Annotated in this window: 13 protein-coding genes; 8 read left to right on the plus strand and 5 right to left on the minus strand. The window is 44.8% G+C overall.

Annotated elements, in window-relative coordinates:
- The first annotated feature begins 114 nt into the window (after nt 1-114).
- The 6 genes from murJ to ispH are packed head-to-tail and all read left to right on the plus strand — an operon-like array spanning nt 115 to nt 7,509.
- Nucleotides 115-1,692: a murein biosynthesis integral membrane protein MurJ gene (gene murJ, locus HF888_RS03475; protein ID WP_007018831.1), complete on the plus strand. Its 1,578-nt coding sequence runs from the start codon at nt 115-117 to the stop codon at nt 1,690-1,692.
- A gap of 24 nt (nt 1,693-1,716) precedes the next feature.
- The gene (gene ribF / locus HF888_RS03480; protein WP_007018830.1) at nt 1,717-2,688 is read left to right on the plus strand and encodes a bifunctional riboflavin kinase/FAD synthetase; all 972 of its coding nucleotides are present in this window, start codon (nt 1,717-1,719) and stop codon (nt 2,686-2,688) included.
- A gap of 8 nt (nt 2,689-2,696) precedes the next feature.
- On the plus strand, nt 2,697-5,597 hold the full coding sequence (gene ileS / locus HF888_RS03485; protein WP_007018829.1) for an isoleucine--tRNA ligase: 2,901 nt from the start codon (nt 2,697-2,699) through the stop codon (nt 5,595-5,597).
- Complete coding sequence (gene lspA, locus HF888_RS03490) at nt 5,597-6,112, plus strand: signal peptidase II (protein ID WP_007018828.1); 516 nt, start codon at nt 5,597-5,599, stop codon at nt 6,110-6,112. Before ileS ends, lspA begins: the two co-directional genes overlap by 1 nt.
- 8 nt (nt 6,113-6,120) lie before the next feature.
- Nucleotides 6,121-6,555: an FKBP-type peptidyl-prolyl cis-trans isomerase gene (gene fkpB, locus HF888_RS03495; protein ID WP_007018827.1), complete on the plus strand. Its 435-nt coding sequence runs from the start codon at nt 6,121-6,123 to the stop codon at nt 6,553-6,555.
- A 9-nt stretch (nt 6,556-6,564) separates the two neighbouring features.
- Nucleotides 6,565-7,509 carry a 4-hydroxy-3-methylbut-2-enyl diphosphate reductase gene (gene ispH / locus HF888_RS03500; protein ID WP_007018826.1) on the plus strand — a complete coding sequence of 315 codons (945 nt, stop codon included), beginning with the start codon at nt 6,565-6,567 and terminating at the stop codon, nt 7,507-7,509.
- 156 nt (nt 7,510-7,665) lie between these two features.
- Here ispH and ppnN read toward each other — a convergent pair whose 3' ends face one another.
- From ppnN to HF888_RS03515, 3 genes are all read right to left on the minus strand, one after another.
- Entirely contained in the window at nt 7,666-9,051 is a 1,386-nt protein-coding gene (gene ppnN, locus HF888_RS03505; protein WP_007018825.1) for a nucleotide 5'-monophosphate nucleosidase PpnN, read from the minus strand.
- 90 nt (nt 9,052-9,141) lie between these two features.
- Entirely contained in the window at nt 9,142-9,723 is a 582-nt protein-coding gene (locus HF888_RS03510; protein WP_007018824.1) for a CBS domain-containing protein, read from the minus strand.
- Between the two features lie 39 nt (nt 9,724-9,762).
- Nucleotides 9,763-10,359 (minus strand): DUF2057 family protein, encoded by a 597-nt coding sequence (locus HF888_RS03515; RefSeq protein WP_007018823.1) that lies wholly within the window; start codon nt 10,357-10,359, stop codon nt 9,763-9,765.
- A gap of 98 nt (nt 10,360-10,457) precedes the next feature.
- Between HF888_RS03515 and purU the strand changes: the two genes are divergently transcribed.
- The gene (gene purU / locus HF888_RS03520) at nt 10,458-11,309 is read left to right on the plus strand and encodes a formyltetrahydrofolate deformylase (RefSeq protein ID WP_007018822.1); all 852 of its coding nucleotides are present in this window, start codon (nt 10,458-10,460) and stop codon (nt 11,307-11,309) included.
- A gap of 82 nt (nt 11,310-11,391) precedes the next feature.
- Here the strand turns inward: purU and HF888_RS03525 are convergent, their stop codons facing one another.
- Nucleotides 11,392-12,351 carry a hypothetical protein gene (locus HF888_RS03525; protein ID WP_007018821.1) on the minus strand — a complete coding sequence of 320 codons (960 nt, stop codon included), beginning with the start codon at nt 12,349-12,351 and terminating at the stop codon, nt 11,392-11,394.
- A gap of 141 nt (nt 12,352-12,492) precedes the next feature.
- Between HF888_RS03525 and HF888_RS03530 the strand changes: the two genes are divergently transcribed.
- Nucleotides 12,493-12,774: a hypothetical protein gene (locus HF888_RS03530; protein WP_007018820.1), complete on the plus strand. Its 282-nt coding sequence runs from the start codon at nt 12,493-12,495 to the stop codon at nt 12,772-12,774.
- Nucleotides 12,775-12,786: 12 nt separating this feature from the next.
- Here HF888_RS03530 and HF888_RS03535 read toward each other — a convergent pair whose 3' ends face one another.
- Complete coding sequence (locus HF888_RS03535; RefSeq protein ID WP_007018819.1) at nt 12,787-13,569, minus strand: energy transducer TonB; 783 nt, start codon at nt 13,567-13,569, stop codon at nt 12,787-12,789.
- Between the last annotated feature and the right edge of the window lie 45 nt (nt 13,570-13,614).

Raw genomic sequence — 13,614 nt, forward strand, 5'->3', positions numbered from 1 at the left:
TATGTCAAACCCTTTTCCCAGTTAAATAGCATTTATGCGCGCTGATTGGTTCCCTAAGGCCTGAATCCCCATTACTATGTCGCCCATAATGAAAAATCATAAGTAATTAGCTTCATGTCCGATCCTGCATCACCTGAAAAATCAGAAAACCAACCGTCGTCCCCGAAGAAAGCTAGTGGTTTACTGCGCTCTAGCTCCATCGTGAGTGTCATGACGTTATTATCTCGCATTTTAGGCTTAGTGAGGGACGTATTTATTGCCACGTATTTTGGTGCCAGAGCGGATGCCTTTTTGGTGGCGTTTAAAATTCCCAATTTTTTTCGTCGGCTATTCGCCGAGGGCGCATTCAGCGTGGCGTTTGTCCCCGTGCTCAGCGAGTACAAGGTAAAAGATCAGGATGTGAAGTCTCTGGTTTCTGCTGTTTCGGGGACTTTGCTTGCCATATTAGGGCCTTTGACGGTTGTTGCTGTGGCCGGAGCGCCATTACTGACATGGATTTTTGCACCAGGTTTTGCCAATGATGCGGAAAAGTTCGCTCTCACTAGCGATTTATTGAGAATCACCTTTCCCTATTTGCTGCTGATTAGCCTGACAGCGTTTTACGGCAGTGTGCTGAATACGTATGGGCAGTTTGCTATTCCTGCCGTTACTCCCGTTTTATTGAATATCTGTTTGATATTGGCGACCTATTACTTCACCCCGTGGTTTGATGAGCCACTGATGGCGCTGGCATGGGGAGTATTGCTCGCGGGTGTGACTCAGCTAGCCTTTCAATTGCCCTTTGTAATGAAGTTAGGTTTATTAGCGTTGCCCAAACCTGGTTTTGCCGATAGCGGTGTCAAACGCATTATGAAGCTCATGATACCAGCGCTATTTGGGGTTTCAGTAAGTCAGATAAATTTGTTGCTAGATGTTTTATTGGCTTCGTTCTTACAGCCGGGGAGCGTGAGTTGGCTATATTATTCAGATCGATTGTCTCAATTGCCTCTCGGCGTGTTTGCCATTGCGATCGGTGTGGTGATTTTGCCAAACTTATCTCAGCGTCATGCCAGCGAAGATAAACAGCATTTTGTGGCTACCTTAGATTGGGCTGTGAGAATGGTGTTGTTGATCGGTGTCCCTGCTGCTTTGGCTTTAATGGTCTTGTCCGTTCCATTAATGGCAACGATCTTTTATCGAGGTGAAATTACCGCATTCGATGTAGAAAAGATGGCGCTCAGCTTACAGGCTTATGGTGCTGGCTTGCTGGCATTTATGTTGATCAAAGTCTTGGCACCTGGTTTTTATGCCCGTCAAAATACTAAAACGCCTGTGAAAATCGCCATGGCCGCCATGATTGTGAATATGGTGCTTAACCTCATTTTAATCTTTCCATTCGCCCATGTTGGCTTGGCGATGGCAACTACGTTGTCGGCCTACCTCAATGCGGGCCTGCTGTTCTGGTTCTTGCGCAAAGACGGTCATTATGTGGTGCAACCGGGCTGGTGGCTGTGGATCGCTCGCCTAATCTTGGGCAATGCGCTCATGTTGGTGGTCTTGCTGATGATAAACCCAGATACCGCACAATGGCTGGAATTCACAGAGTGGCAGCGCATTGCGTGGACTGGGTTGCTAGTAGGGGCTGGAATAGCTGTCTATGGTGGCTCATTGCTTATCAGTGGTGTGCGCTTACGCCATTTACGGATGTCGTGAGCTAGCGCTCGGCCTCTGTCATCTGTGGATAAAGTCCCTTATAATGCGGCCTTTTATCCTGAAGACGTTATGCTGTTTTATCGCGGACTACACAATACGAGACCCGGTTCAGAAGGCTGTGTGCTGACCATTGGTAATTTCGATGGTGTTCACTTGGGCCACCAAGCATTACTGGATAAAGTAAAAGCCAAAGGCGAAGAGTTGAGCCTGCAGACAGCGGTCATGATATTCGAGCCGCAGCCGAAAGAATTTTTCGATCCCGATGGTGCGCCGGCTCGGCTTTGCAATCTTGCAGAAAAGATACAATTATTTCAGCGGCAAAATATCGATGTCTTGGCCTGCATGGCGTTCAACCCACGTTTTCGACAACTCACCGCGGAAGCCTTCGTACAACAGGTACTGATTGATGCGCTCAATGTGAAGGCATTAATCGTAGGCGATGATTTCCGCTTTGGTTGCGACCGTTCCGGTGATTTCGCATTTTTGCAGGAGGCCGGTGAACGTTATGGGTTCAGCGTTGAGGATACTCAAACCATTGCTCAATCGGGTAATCGCGTTAGCAGTACCCGTGTCCGCCAAGCTTTAGAAGAGGGTCGTTTGCTGGACGCTGCCGAGTTATTGGGGCGTCCTTATAGTATCAGTGGGCGTATAGCTCATGGGCAAAAGCTTGGACGGACTATAGGAACGCCCACGGCTAATGTGATTCTCAAACGAGAGAAAGCACCGTTACGGGGTGTATTTGCAGTGAAAGTGATCTGCAAGCAAGGTGAGTTCAAGGGTGTAGCTAATATCGGTACACGCCCAACCGTTGGCGGAGTGAAAGCCAATTTAGAAGCACACCTTTTTGATTTTTCCGGCGACCTTTATGGTCAAAGGATAGACGTGATTTTTTGTGAAAAAATTCGTGATGAGAAACGCTTTGACGGCATTGATGCTTTAAAAGCGGCCATCGAACAAGATAGACAATTGGCCAAGGCCTATTTTAACAAACAGTAAGAGCCAACATGACCGACTACAAACATACACTGAATTTACCGGAAACCGATTTTCCAATGCGCGGCAATCTGGCTAAGCGTGAGCCAGAGACCTTAAAGAAATGGCAAGAAATGGATATTTATAAGGCCATTCGTGAAGCCCGTTCTGGTCGTGATAAATTCATTCTGCATGATGGCCCTCCATATGCTAACGGTGATATTCACATCGGTCATAGCGTCAATAAAGTATTGAAAGACATCATCATCAAGGCGCAAACCTTAAATGGGAAGGATGCACCCTATGTACCTGGCTGGGATTGTCATGGTTTACCTATCGAATTGAATGTTGAAAAACAAATCGGTAAGGCGGGTAAAGACGTTGACGCGAAAACGTTCCGCCAAAAGTGTCGTGAATATGCTATGACTCAAGTAGATGGTCAGCGCAACGACTTTAAGCGCTTATTGGTGCTAGGTGACTGGGAAAAACCGTATCTCACCATGGACTACAAGTTCGAGGCAGACATCATTCGCACATTGGGCCGTATCCAAAAAAACGGACATATGAAGAATGGCTTCAAGCCGGTTAATTGGTGCATGGATTGTGGTTCTGCGTTGGCCGAAGCAGAAGTAGAGTATCAAGACAAAAAATCTGTATCCATTGATGTCACGTTTAGCTTTAAAGATACATCATCGCTATTAAAACAATTCAAACTAGAAAGTGAAGCGTCTGAGATAGACAGCAAGACGGCAAGCATTGTTATCTGGACAACAACGCCATGGACATTGCCGGCTAACGAAGCGGTATCCGTTCATCCCGAATTAGAGTATTCGCTTGTGCATCTCAAAGAAAGGGATGAACTTGTGATTCTTGCCAGTGATCTAGTCAAAGATGCTATGGGTCGCTACGGAATCGACGCGAACGGTTATGCGGTAGTTGGTTTTGCCAAAGGCGCGGATTTTGGTTGGGTTGCAGGCCAAACTGAGAGTGCGCCGTTTACTGTTAAGCATCCGTTTATGACGGTTGAGGGCCAAGACAAGTTTGTACCCATTATCACGGGTGAACACGTTACCGCCGATAGCGGCACCGGTTCTGTTCACACAGCACCTATGCACGGTGCGGACGACTATGTTGTTTGCAATGTTTTTGGCATTCAATCTGATTCTATGCTGGTGGATAGCGAAGGTAACTTCATTGATTCAGCAGAATTAAAGGCGCTTGAACTAAGTGGTTTAAGCGTTTCGGATAAAGGTAATTTCCGTGTGCTTGGTATTTTAAATGAGCATGGTGCGTTACTTAAGAAGCAAAACTTTACGCATAGTTATCCTCATTGCTGGCGTCATAAAACTCCGATTATTTTCCGTGCTACTCCACAATGGTTTATCAGCATGGATCAAAATGGTTTGCTCGAACAGGCCATGCACGAAGTAGAAAACACAGTCGACTGGCGCCCTTCTTGGGGTAAAGCTCGTATTGAAGCCATGATGGGTACTCGTCCAGATTGGTGTATTTCACGTCAACGTACTTGGGGTGTACCGATCGCATTATTTGTAAACAAGGTGACGGGCGAAGTTCATCCTGATAGTGAAAACCTAATTGAACAAGTTGCACAAAAAGTTGAGCAAGAAGGTATTGACGCTTGGTTTGATTTGGATGCCAAAGAATTACTCGGTGATGAAGCGGACCAATACGATAAAGTCGTCGATACATTGGACGTATGGTTCGATTCAGGTGTTACTCATGCTGCGGTATTGGAAGAACATCCTGAGCTGCAAGTGCCAGCAGATTTATATTTAGAAGGCTCGGATCAACATCGTGGTTGGTTCCAAAGCTCCATGCTGACCAGTGTGGGCGCCCGTGGTAAAGCACCGTATAAAACTGTATTAACCCATGGCTTTACCGTAGATGGTGAAGGCAAGAAAATGTCAAAATCTTTGGGTAATGTGGTATCACCGCAGGATGTTGTGAATAAATTGGGTGCGGATATCCTTCGCCTTTGGGTGGCAGCAACGGATTACAGCGGTGAGATGACCGTGAGTGACGAGATCCTGAAGCGTACAGCAGATTCATATCGTCGTATTCGTAATACCACGCGTTTCTTGTTAGCAAACATCAGCGGTTTTGATCCAAAAACGGATCTATTGGCACCTGAGAAAATGTTGCCATTGGATGCGTGGATTGTGGATCAGGCGGAACAATTGCAAGAAGAAATTATCCACCATTACAACGAATACCAGCTCATCAATATTTATCAGAAGCTTCATCACTTCTGCGTGAATGAGTTAGGTGCATTTTACTTAGATGTCATAAAAGACCGTCAATACACGACGAAAGCTGACTCAGTGGCTCGACGTTCTGCACAAACAGCGCTTTATCATGTGTTAGAAGCGATGACACGTTGGATGGCACCAATCTTGAGTTTCACCGCAGAAGAAGCATGGGAATTGTTGCCTGCGCCAGTGAACGGCGAGCGTGAAAAGAGCGTACTACTTACCGAGTGGTATCAAGATCTATTCACTGCACCGAATACAGAGTTTGACGATGCTTATTGGCGTCGCATCATGGAAGTGAAAACCGAAGTAAATAAGTTGTTAGAGCAAGCCCGTAACGAGAAAAAAGTAGGGGCAAGCTTGAGCGCCAAAGTGAACCTTTATGTTCAAGGTGAATTGGCCGAGGACTTAAAACGTTTAGGCGACGAGTTACGCTTTGTTTTGATTACCTCAACTGCTGAGGTGAAAGACTTTGATGCCAATGCAGGACAAGAAACAGAAGTGACAGGCCTTCGTGTTGAAGTAGTGTCTTCAGAAGATGAAAAATGTGAGCGCTGCTGGCATCACCGTCCAGATGTAGGTGCTAACCCAGAACACCCAGGCTTGTGTGGTCGCTGTGTTGAAAATGTGGCAGGTGAAGGTGAGCAAAGGGCTTACGCTTAATGAAAAACTGGATTCGTGAACAATTCACAGGCTTGGATGTAAGTCGGCTAACTTGGTTGTGGTTAGCTGCACTGACTCTGATTTTGGACTTCGCAAGTAAGCAAGCTGCGCTGCATTTTTTAGATTACGCGCAACCGGTTTATGTATTGCCGGTGTTCGATTTGACGCTACTGTATAACAAAGGGGCTGCGTTCAGTTTTCTAGCGGATGCCAGTGGTTGGCAGCGTTGGTTTTTCACAATTATTGCTATCGGTGTGAGTACGGTTTTATGTATTTGGCTGATGAAATTAAAACCAGAAGAGAAATGGCTCAGCGCCGCACTATGTTTAGTGATTGGTGGGGCCATCGGCAACTTATACGACCGACTTGTCTATGGACATGTAATCGACTTTATACACGTACACTGGGATAAACATTACTTCCCAGCCTTCAATATCGCAGATAGCGCCATCACTATTGGTGCCATTATGTTGATTATTGATAGCTTGTTTTTTCAGCAAGACAAACGTAAGTGAGACAGAATATGCAAATTACAGAAGGTAAGCAGGTTACGCTTCACTTTTCCTTAAAACTTGAAGATGACCAAGTTGTTGACTCTACCTTTGATAAAGACCCAGCGACCTTGGTCGTGGGCGATGGAAATCTACCTGAGAGCTTTGAAGCCTTGTTGATCGGCTTAAGCGCCGGTGATAAAGAATTGTTTACTGTGCCGCCAGAGAAAGCGTTTGCTCAGCCAAACCCTAACAATGTACAGCACATGAAACGCAGTGATTTCCCTGCAGACATGAAATTGGAGCCAGGCATGATGATCTCATTTGCTGACGCCAACCAAGCAGAATTACCAGGAATGATTAAAGAAGTGCACGATAATCTTGTCATCGTTGACTTCAACCATCCTTTGGCTGGTCGTACATTGAAATTTGAAGTAGAAATCATCGACGTAAAAGACGCCGATTAGGAGTTAGTGGTGGAAATTACCCTCGCCAATCCTCGTGGTTTTTGCGCTGGCGTTGACCGCGCAATCGATATCGTGAATCGTGCATTAGATATCTTTGAGCCTCCTATTTACGTACGCCATGAGGTTGTGCATAACAAGTTTGTCGTTGATAACTTGCGTGATCGAGGTGCGGTTTTTGTTGATGAACTTCATGAAGTGCCCGATGACAGTATTGTTATCTTTTCTGCCCATGGTGTATCTAAGGCAGTACAGAAAGAAGCGGCTGATCGTGGGCTGAAAGTATTTGATGCAACTTGTCCTTTGGTCACAAAGGTTCACATGGAAGTAACTCGCTATGCGAAAAAAGGTAGCGAAGTCATTCTGATCGGTCACAAAGGCCATCCTGAAGTAGAAGGGACCATGGGCCAATATGATCACTCGGCGGGTGGTGAAATATATTTGGTTGAAGATGAAGCAGACGTTCAGGCATTAGAGCCTAATAACCCTAATGCGCTTGCGTACGTCAGTCAAACCACTTTGTCCATGGATGATACCGCCATTGTTATTAAGGCATTGCGCAAAAAATTTCCTAACATCCATGGCCCTAAAACCGACGATATTTGCTATGCCACGCAAAATCGTCAGGATGCAGTGAAAGATTTAGCCAGTCAGTGTGATTTGATCTTGGTCGTAGGGAGCCCAAACAGTTCTAATTCAAACCGCTTACGTGAACTCGGTGAGCGCATGAACGCTCAGGCCTACCTTATTGATAACGCAGAGCAAATTGATGCTGCTTGGTTCAATGATGAAACCAAAGTAGGCATTACTGCAGGTGCGTCTGCTCCAGAGATTTTAGTGCAGCAGGTTGTATCCCGTGTACAGGAGTTGGGTGGGGCCGCGCCGGTTGAATTAAAAGGGCGTGAAGAGAATATTACTTTTAGTTTACCTAAAGAGCTTCGGCTCAAAGAAATCTAAGAGTTAGTTGTGAATGTTGAGTTATGAGTTATGAGTTATGAGTTATGAGCGATTGATTCTCAGTTAGCTAAAAGTGATGATTTTTCTTGACTTAAACGCTCAGGTGCCATTCATTCACAACTCACAACTCACAACTCACAACTCACAACTCACAATTCAACTAACGATCTCATAACACGGCACGTAATGGCTACCAGGTAATTTCATGCGTTGTTGTTTTACCATGCTTTCCAGTAGCTTGCCCATGGGTTCGATAATGCTGGCATCACCATGAAGTTTAAACGGTCCTTTTGCTCGCACCTCAAGAATACCCTCTTCTTTTACATTACCTGCCACAATGCCACTAAAAGCGCGACGCAAGTTCGCCGCAAGAATATGGGGCTCCTGATGCTCATTTAAATTTAGCTTACCCATATTTTCATGAGTCGGAATAAACGGCGTTTGAAACTCTTTATCGATATTTAACATCCAATTAAAGTAAAAAGCATCGCTGTTCTCGCGACGAAATTGAGTGACTTTTTGAATGCCTTTGTTCATCTCAATCGAGACTTGAGCAGGGTCATCAATAATAATCTGATATTTTTCCTGTGCTTCTTTACCCAGTGTTGTACCAATAAAGGCATCAATCTGAGTGAAGTATTCGCGGGCAGATTCTGGGCCAGAGAAAATAACAGGGAAGGGGATGTCTTTATTTTTTGGGTGTAGCAAAATTCCTAACAAGTATTGTATCTCTTCTGCAGTTCCTGCTCCGCCCGGGAATACAATAATACCATGACAGCAACGAACGAATGCTTCTAAGCGTTTTTCAATATCTGGTAGGATTACAAGTTCGTTCACTATCGGGTTCGGGGACTCGGCAGCAATGATTCCGGGTTCAGTAATACCTACGTAACGCCCAGTTTTATTGTGTTGTTTGGCATGACCAATGGTTGCGCCTTTCATTGGTCCCTTCATTGCGCCCGGTCCGCAACCAGTACCCACATCCATACCGCGCAACCCTAATTGATAGCCAACACGCTTGCTGTAGTCATACTCTTCACGACTGATACTATGTCCGCCCCAGCAAATAACTAACCCGCTGCTTTCGCCATAGCGCAAGACATTGGCGTTTCGCAGTATGTGAAAGACAATGTTAGTGAGCTGTTCACTTTCTTCTTGATCTGATGATTCGTTACTGGTGATAAATTTTGTATTGTTGATTATCTCATCATGGGTATAAACAATGTCTCTTAACACGGCAAATAAGTGTTCGCGAATACCATAAATTAGTTCACCGTCAACAAAGGCATCGTCAGGTGCATTAAACAGATCTAAAACGATACCTCGGTCTAACTGAATGATTTGAATGTCGAACTCATTATAATCATCACGATCCGCAACATAATCATCGCTTTGACTGCCACAATTTAAAACGGCGTAGGCACAACGTTTAAATACTTCATGTAGTCCACTTTGAGTCGCATCTTTTAATCGATTAACTTCGTGACGGGATAAAACGCGTAGAGCTTTTTTGGGGCTAATGCGAGCATGCTTTACTGTCATAGAGTAATACTTCCTTTTATAAGAGTTGCTCTGAGTTTTATTTTTAGTTTAGCACTGAAGAGTAAACTGTGTACTGATCATTGTTGAGTCTTAAGCCCAGAATTCAAGGGGGCCATACTGACTTGCGACTCGTAAAAGATCAGAGCGTGTAATAAGACCTACCAAATTTTGCTGATTGTCGACAATTGGAAGGCAACCAATGTGCTCGTCGAACATTACATGAGCACATTGATGAATGTCTGTGTCCGGCTTGGCAGCAAACACTTTCGTATGGTACCAGTTCGTTTCATATTTTAATCGGTAGCGTAAGATTTGAATGTTTGTGGTAATACCTACCAATTTACCATTTTGACAAATGGGCAAGTGACTAATTTTTCTCTCACGTAAGGTTTGTTCGGCATCGTCGAGATCTAAGGTCTCTTGGTTTAAATACACCACGGGTTGACTCATGATTTCGCGTGCAAGCTCGACTGGTTTTGGGTGTTGTTCTTCGCGATGTTGAGACTCAGCTTGTTTATATTGAGCTACGTCTTTCTGTCTTTGTGGGTTTTGCGATTCTTGACCAACGGCTTGCGTACGTTGGCTCGCTTCCACAGGGTTAACGCCCTTGTTTTTAGGGGTGTCATATTGGCGAATACTTGGGCTGCCATTATCGATAAATATAAACGGCATAGGCTTAAGTCCTGTGAGAAGCGTAAACTAAGTATAGCCTTAATCAGCCGCTTTTATGGATTTTAGAAATGCTTCTCGTTCATCCAGACTTGCACGTTGCCACCAATATTGCAACTTGTCTAAGGCAATGTTGTTCTCTGACTTATTGGAGTGTGTACTAGGATCAGCGATCAATATCAGATCAGACTGCTTTGCTTGGTGGTTGCCCAGCCAAGACTGTTGATCGCCTACAATGTGAATTTTAGGGTTGTTAGAAAACTCAATTGCATTTTCCAATGACGCGGGAGTCTGCCAATTAAACTGATAAGTGTGATTACCTTTCAAGTTTACATCGAATTCGATGGGACCCGACTCTACGATTTGATGTTGGTCAGAACTCACATCCCACAGCGTTCTATACTGAATGGTCAGACGATTAGGACCAGGGGCTAATCGCAACTCAGACTGGCTTGTTCGAAACGCAAAAGTAGAGGCAGGTATGTTTTCGTTGTTTATTTTCAGGAGATCCAGAGCCTCTGGTAACACTAGGATGGCTTCTTGCTTTGAATCGAGCGTTTCTCCTGGATAAAGTCGAATCGGCCCTGTGTGACTGCAGCCAAAGATAAATGACAAAGCAAATAGAATAATGATGCGCATGGGTTTGTTGTTTTAACAGTAAATTCACTATATTGTGCGCTTAATATCCACCCGCCTCAAGGTTTAGTGGAATTGGATAATCAGTTTTTAGGATTGCTATGGAACCCAGTTATCGTTTAATAATTTCATGTCCCGATCGTGTGGGCATTGTTGCAAAGGTTGGCCAGTTTGTTTCCAGCTATGGAGGTTGGATTGTTGAAGCCAATCATTATGCTGATCCGACTTCTGGTTGGTTCTTTATGCGTCATTGCATTAAAGCTGAGTCGTTGCCCTTTGGTCTAGATGAGTTTCGTGAAAAGTTCGCTCCAATAGCTGAAGAATTTGAAATGGATTGGGCAATTGCGGCCAGTGAGGCACCTAAAAAAATGGTGTTGCTTGCGAGTAAAGAAAGTCATTGCCTAGTAGATGTATTGCATCGTTGGCATAGTGGTGAATTACACTGTGATATTCCGTGTGTAATTAGTAATCACGATGATCTCCGCTCATTGGTTGAGTGGCACGGCATACCATTTTTCCACGTACCTGTTGATAAAGAAAACAAGCAAGAACATTTTGATCGGGTTAGCGCTATCATTGAAGAGCACCAGGCGGACGTTATTGTATTAGCTCGCTACATGCAAATTTTGCCTGCCGATGTGTGTGCTAAATATGAAGGACAAATCATTAATATTCACCATAGCTTTTTACCATCCTTTGTCGGCGCCAAGCCCTACCATCAAGCCGCTGAGCGTGGCGTGAAATTAATCGGGGCTACATGTCATTATGTTACTCAAGACTTAGATGCTGGTCCTATTATCGATCAAGACGTCGTACGCATTAGTCACAAAGACACGGTGGAGGATATGGTGCGCTTGGGTAAGGATGTGGAAAAAATGGTTCTAAGTCGAGGAGTAAGATTGCATCTCGAGGATCGTGTATTGCGTCACGGTAATAAGACGATCGTTTTCTAATCAAATAATCAGTGAATGTGATTTGGCCATAAAAAAGGCGCTGATTTACAACAGCGCCTTTTTTATGAATTAAACTCTAAAATTAGCTGCGAGTCTTTTTATATAGAGACATGCTGCGTCCTGGGTGTAAGCTAATATAAGGTTCTGTATCTGGCACTTGGTTGAAGCTATGACGTAGACGGAAGGACTTGTCCAAGCGGCGCACACACAAGGTTAAACGTACGGTTAACCAGCGATAATCTTGTAATGAGCGTGTATTGAGCACCACAGAAGCTTGGTTATCTAGAATTTCTTGGCAGATAGGCTCAAGTTCATCGCGGATTTCACCACGTTCGCGGCCATCAATAAGCGCTTGGTTTAATGCAAACTCGGCAATGGGTTTGGTTTCAACATCAATTTCACCAGCACGAATCTCAGTAGCACGCTCTCGCTGCTGCTTTAGCATAGCTAACTTTTCAGCCGCTTTACGCTTGGCTTCTTCTTCACGACGTTTTTGCGCTAGGGCTCGTTCGCGGGCTTCTGCTTGCTTGCGGCGACGCTCAGCAGCTTCTCGTTCGGCTTTTTCGCGAGCGGCCTTTTCTTGTGCTAGCTGACGTGCCTTGCGGTCTGCTGCTTCGCGAGCTTTTGAGTCGTCTTTTTTAGGAGCTGTTTTTTGGGCTACGGCTTTTTTAGCGGAACGCTTATCCATAGCATCGATTTTATCTTGCGCAGATTCCAAGCCAGGAGTGAGGTAAGCAAGAGACCAAACTTTATCGAGATAGTCTTGAGCTTTGTCTGGGTCGTTCTTACTAATCGCGGAATTCGCCAATGCTACATAGACTTCGCCCACTTGATAAACACGACTATTAATGCGCTGATCATAGGGGGCTAGAGCTTTAAATTGCCAAATTTTATCAATGGCGTTGTTGCTGGCAGGAGAACTCAATCGTTTGGCGGCGATATCGGAATCAATCTTCGCCAGTAGCTCGTCGAGGTTTTCGGCGTAGACGGTGGTAGCAAGCAAGCTCACCACTATTAAGGCCGCATTCAATAAGGCTTTCATAGGCAATACTCAATTTTTGTTTTTATAGCGGTATTATGTGGCCATTATTGCCCAGTACTGTGGGATAATGCAATGGTATAGACGGTCTGATTCGTCTATTTTTGCTAGTTATATTGAAATGTCATTAAAAAGGAGCTGCTGATGTTACGTTGGGGCATGATTTTACTGCTGTTACCCAGTATCGTTCTGATTACTTTGTATATGATTGAGGCTCAAGATGCCGCTCGTTGCGCCCAAGATGGGGGTAGCTGGGATTATGTAAAAGGGTTGTGTGACTTTAAGAACAATCATGACGTGGTGACCTTTATGTCACGACATGGATTTTGGGTAAATTCGGCCATGCTACTATCTATATTGGGTCTGGCGATGACGACTTGGGGGATGATTTTAAGAGGCATGGGTAAGGCCAAAGATCTCGATTAACCTTCAGAGTTTTTATCCACCTTTACCCGAGTAGCGGAACTCAAGGTGTCGGTAATAGCGGCTTAACCTTGGGTTTTGCGGAATGTGATAGCGCATGACACTGCGAATAGCACGTAGAGCACTCTGATCCAAATGGGCATCGCCACTGGGTAGATGCACCCAAGCACTGCGTAAGTAACCTTCGCTATTGATATCCATACGAATAATACCCCACGCACTAGGATCGATATTGTTGGGTTTGACCCATACGTAATTGACTTGCTCGGTGATGCGCTTTAGGACTTCATTAAACCATCGTGCTTTTTCTTCTTCATTTGAGTTCAACGGGCTGTCCACACGGTTGTCGGCGAGATCCTGATCACTGAGTGATTCTAAGCCTTGCGATTGAAGGTCCACTTGTTCTGATCTTGACTGTTCCTGTGACGAATCTAGGGATTCTATTTTTTGCCCTCGTTTTGCTGCGGCAATCACTTGTTCAATGGATCGAGTGGATTTAGGCTCCGGCTCTTCCTGAGTTAAATTGCTACTGGCCGCGCTGGATGCTGCTTTTGTTGCTGTTTCTAATGTGCCATCTTGATTATTGGCTTTGTTTAAATCGTCTTCTAAATGCTGGGGTGGGGGCGGTTGGTCTTTTTCTTGTACCATTCTCGGCTGCAGAGCGATTTCTATTCGACGGTCTTGTTCCGTCTGCGCAGGCGTATTAAAGAATACTGATAGATCGGCCATAAACAACCAATAAAGCAATACGTGTATAGCAAAACTCACTGCAATCGTTGTGATTAAAGCTCGATTCATATCGTTATTATTGTGTGTCGATATCAGTCATGAGACATTAGTGAA

The sequence above is a fragment of the Bermanella marisrubri genome (genome assembly GCF_012295615.1).
Taxonomy (GTDB): Bacteria; Pseudomonadota; Gammaproteobacteria; order Pseudomonadales; family Oceanobacteraceae; genus Bermanella; species Bermanella marisrubri.

Bases quoted from the DNA above. Each gene is read 5' to 3' on its own strand.
- murJ (WP_007018831.1), top strand. From the start codon at position 115: ATGTCCGATCCTGCATCACCTGAAAAATCAGAAAACCAACCGTCGTCC.
- fkpB (WP_007018827.1), top strand. From the start codon at position 6,121: ATGCAAATTACAGAAGGTAAGCAGGTTACGCTTCACTTTTCCTTAAAA.
- HF888_RS03530 (WP_007018820.1), top strand. From the start codon at position 12,493: ATGTTACGTTGGGGCATGATTTTACTGCTGTTACCCAGTATCGTTCTG.
- HF888_RS03515 (WP_007018823.1), bottom strand. From the start codon at position 10,359: ATGCGCATCATTATTCTATTTGCTTTGTCATTTATCTTTGGCTGCAGT.
- HF888_RS03535 (WP_007018819.1), bottom strand. From the start codon at position 13,569: ATGAATCGAGCTTTAATCACAACGATTGCAGTGAGTTTTGCTATACAC.
- ppnN (WP_007018825.1), bottom strand. From the start codon at position 9,051: ATGACAGTAAAGCATGCTCGCATTAGCCCCAAAAAAGCTCTACGCGTT.
- ileS (WP_007018829.1), top strand. From the start codon at position 2,697: ATGACCGACTACAAACATACACTGAATTTACCGGAAACCGATTTTCCA.
- purU (WP_007018822.1), top strand. From the start codon at position 10,458: ATGGAACCCAGTTATCGTTTAATAATTTCATGTCCCGATCGTGTGGGC.
- HF888_RS03510 (WP_007018824.1), bottom strand. From the start codon at position 9,723: ATGCCGTTTATATTTATCGATAATGGCAGCCCAAGTATTCGCCAATAT.
- lspA (WP_007018828.1), top strand. From the start codon at position 5,597: ATGAAAAACTGGATTCGTGAACAATTCACAGGCTTGGATGTAAGTCGG.
- HF888_RS03525 (WP_007018821.1), bottom strand. From the start codon at position 12,351: ATGAAAGCCTTATTGAATGCGGCCTTAATAGTGGTGAGCTTGCTTGCT.